Raw genomic sequence first — 3592 nt, 5'->3', positions numbered from 1 at the left:
CGCCGAGCGCCTCAGCCGAGCAGGTGGGCCGCGCTGCGGACCGCGTCGAGCGCCGCGCGGACGCTCGGCACCCGGTCGGCGCCCCGCGCCACGACCACCTCGACGCGCCGCGCGAGCTCGTCGCTGGCGGGCGTGACCGAGACGCCGGACGGCACCACGGTGGTGGTGAGCGCCAGTCGGGGGAGCAGTGCCACGCCGAGGCCCGCCGCGACCAACCCGACGACCGCCGCGGCGTTGTCCGTCTCGAGGACGATGTCCGGAGTGAACCCGGACGCGGCGCACGACGCGAGCAGATGCCCCCGGCACCGCGGGCACCCGCCGATCCAGCGTGCCTCGCGGTGGGCTGCGAGGTCCGCGACCGGGTCCGCACGGTGCGACGGAGCCTCGACCGCCGGGGACGGCGTCACGAGGGCGAGCGGGTCGCGCCCGAGCACCCGGGTCGTGAGCGTCGGATCGGCGCCGATGTCCTCCCCCTGCAAGACGTGCGAGAACGTCAGCGCCACGTCCACCTCGCCGCGGCGGAGGAGTTCGACCGCCTCGGGTGGCTCGGCCTCGACGTACGAGGTCACGACACCGGGACTGGTGGCCGCCATCGCGGCGAGCACGGGTGGCACGAGGGTCGACGACGCGCTCGGGAACCCGGCGATCCGCACCCGTCCGCGGGCGAGGCCGCCGACGGCGTCGAGGTCCTCCCGTGCCGCCGCCAGGGCTGCCTGCACGGCGAGTGCATGGTCGGCGAGGACGCGTCCCGACTCGGTCAGCGTGACGCCGCGTGCCCCGCGGAGGACCAGCTCGTGGCCGGTCCGGCGTTCGGCGCGGGCGAGCAGCTGACTCACCGCGGGTTGGCTGTACCCGAGGACTGCTGCAGCTCGGCTGATCGAGCCGGCGTCGCGGACGGCCCGCAGCACGCGGAGGAGTTGAGGGTCGAGGTCGTCCACAACACGATGTTATGGGGGATCGAAGAAAGCTGCCCTGGTGTGATGATCGGCGCCACGCCACCGTGGGACCCATGGACTCCTTCGTCGACGGCTCCGGCTACCTCGCGGCATGCACCGCCGGCCTCCCCACGCACGGCACCCTCGCGGCGATGCGCGCCGACCTCGACGAGTGGGCGCGGGCTTCGTCCTCGCCGGTCGCCTACGGGGCGCGCGTCGAGGAGGGCCGCTCGCTCTTCGCGCGCATCGTCGGCGTCGACCGGGCACGGGTCGCGACGGGGTCGCAGACGTCCGCCATGGTCGCGGTCGTCGCCGCTTCGCTGCCGGACGGCGCCGAGGTCGTGGTCCCCGAGGGCGACTTCAGCTCGCTCGTGTTCCCGTTCCTCGCCGAGGCGCACCGCGGGGTCCGGGTGCGGAGCGTCCCGCTCGCCTCGCTCGCCGACGCGGTCCGGCCCGGGACGTCCCTCGTCGCGTGGTCGGCAGTGCAGTCCTCGAGCGGAGCCGTCACCGACGCCGCTTCCGTGGTCGACGCAGCCCGGACCTCGGGAGCGCTGACACTGTGCGACCTCACGCAGGCCGCGGGCGTGCTCCCGGTGGACGCCGCCCCGTTCGACGTCACCGTCACCCACGCGTACAAGTGGCTGTGCGCGCCGCGCGGCGTCGCGTTCTCGACGTTCTCGGACGTGGCGCTCGAGCGACTCCGCCCCGTGCAGGCCGGCTGGTACGCGGGGGCCGACGTGTGGGCGTCCTGCTACGGCCCCGCGATGCGGCTGGCCGACGACGCACGTCGGTTCGACGTCTCGCCGGCGTGGCCGGCATGGCCGGGGGCGGTGGCCGCGCTCCGGCACGTCGCCGCACTCGATCCGGTGTCGTCCTGGAGGCACGCCACGCGTCTCACGGACCGGCTCGCCGACACGCTGGGGTCGCCTCGGAGCGGCCAGGCCATCACGACGTTCGCGGACGCCGACGGAGCGGCACTCCGTGCACTCGAGGCTGCGGGGATCACTGCGAGCGGACGGGCCGGGCGGCTCCGGTTGGCGTTCCACCTCTGGAACGACGAGGAGGACGTGACGCGCGTGGCGGAGGTGCTGCGGGCGGTGGACGGCTTCAGACCGGTGGGGTGAGGTGGGTTCTCCACAGGCGCCGCGCCTCCCGTCCGTCGAGGCCCGTGGGGCCGGTACGCTTGCCCGGTACGTTTCCGCACCGGGCACCCAGCTCGGCGACCTCTGGAGCATCCCGTGGCACAGTCCTCCCGTCTCGACAGCGTCATCGCCCTGGCCAAGGGCCGTGGCTTCGTCTTCCAGTCGGGGGAGATCTACGGCGGATCGCGCTCCGCGTGGGACTACGGGCCCCTCGGCGTCGAGCTGAAGGAGAACATCAAGCGGCAGTGGTGGCAGCGGTTCGTCCGCGGCCGTGGCGACATGGTGGGCCTCGACTCGGCCGTGATCCTGCCGCGCAAGGTGTGGGAGGCCTCCGGCCACGTCGCGACGTTCACCGACCCGCTCGTCGAGTGCCTGCACTGCCACCACCGCTTCCGCGAGGACCACCTCATCGAGGCGTTCGTGGCGAAGAAGGACCGGCAGCCCGAGGGCGGCATGGCCGAGATCGCTTGCCCGAACTGCGGCACCCGCGGGCAGTGGACGGAGCCGCGCGAGTTCTCCGGCATGCTCAAGACCTACCTCGGCCCGGTCGAGTCGGAAGAGGGGCTGAACTTCCTCCGCCCCGAGACCGCGCAGGGCATCTTCGTGGACTTCGCGCAGGTCGTCACGACCAGCCGCATGAAGCCCCCGTTCGGCATCGGCCAGGTCGGCAAGGCCTTCCGCAACGAGATCACGCCGGGCAACTTCATCTTCCGCACCCGCGAGTTCGAGCAGATGGAGATCGAGTACTTCGTGCCGCCGGCCTCGGCGCAGGAGCACTACGAGCGGTGGATCGCCGACTCGGTCGCGTTCTTCACCGACCTCGGCATCGACCCCGAGAACCTCCGTCGCTTCGACGTGCCGGACGGCGAGCGGGCGCACTACTCCGACGCCACCGCCGACATCGAGTACCGCTTCGGGTTCGCCGGCACGGAGTGGGGCGAGCTCATGGGCGTCGCGAACCGCACGGACTTCGACCTCACCAACCACATCGAGGCCTCCGGCAAGGACCTGCGCTACTTCGACCAGGCCGCGAACGAGAAGTACGTGCCGTACGTCATCGAGCCCTCGTTCGGTCTGACCCGCGCACTCATGGCGTTCCTGCTCGACGCCTACCACGAGGACGAAGCACCGAACGCGAAGGGCGGCGTCGACAAGCGCACGGTCCTGCGGCTCGACCCGCGCCTCGCCCCGGTGAAGGCCGCCGTGCTGCCGCTGTCCCGCAACGAGCAGCTGTCGCCGGTGGCGCGGGGCCTCGCGGACGACCTGCGCAAGTACTGGAACGTGGACTTCGACGACGCGGGGGCGATCGGCCGCCGCTACCGCCGGCACGACGAGATCGGCACGCCGTTCTGCATCACGGTGGACTTCGACACGCTCGAGGACAAGGCCGTGACGGTGCGTGAGCGCGACACGATGTCGCAGGAGCGGGTGGCGCTCGACCAGCTGCAGGGGTACCTCGCGGCGCGGTTGCTCGGCGCGTAGGCGCGGGCGCGCCCGCGCCGGCCCCGCGCCCTC

General features: G+C 72.9%; 3 protein-coding genes. 2 read left to right on the top strand and 1 reads right to left on the bottom strand.

Annotated features, from left to right (window positions below):
• Window positions 1-11: 11 nt before the first annotated feature.
• Complete coding sequence (locus Q7F20_RS18065) at window positions 12-938, bottom strand: LysR family transcriptional regulator (protein ID WP_305741444.1); 927 nt, start codon at window positions 936-938, stop codon at window positions 12-14.
• A gap of 71 nt (window positions 939-1009) precedes the next feature.
• Between Q7F20_RS18065 and Q7F20_RS18060 the strand changes: the two genes are divergently transcribed.
• Both Q7F20_RS18060 and Q7F20_RS18055 read left to right on the top strand, forming a co-directional pair.
• The gene (locus Q7F20_RS18060; RefSeq protein WP_305741443.1) at window positions 1010-2059 is read left to right on the top strand and encodes an aminotransferase class V-fold PLP-dependent enzyme; all 1050 of its coding nucleotides are present in this window, start codon (window positions 1010-1012) and stop codon (window positions 2057-2059) included.
• Window positions 2060-2173: 114 nt separating this feature from the next.
• Window positions 2174-3559 (top strand): glycine--tRNA ligase, encoded by a 1386-nt coding sequence (locus tag Q7F20_RS18055; RefSeq protein WP_305741442.1) that lies wholly within the window; start codon window positions 2174-2176, stop codon window positions 3557-3559.
• Window positions 3560-3592: the final 33 nt, after the last annotated feature.

Source organism: Curtobacterium sp. A7_M15, from assembly GCF_030705415.1.
Classification (GTDB): Bacteria; Actinomycetota; Actinomycetes; order Actinomycetales; family Microbacteriaceae; genus Curtobacterium.
This window is presented reverse-complemented; position numbering and strand designations above follow the sequence as displayed.

Excerpts from the sequence above, each read along its gene's own strand:
- Q7F20_RS18060 (WP_305741443.1), top strand. The coding sequence starts at position 1,010 with ATGGACTCCTTCGTCGACGGCTCCGGCTACCTCGCGGCATGCACCGCC.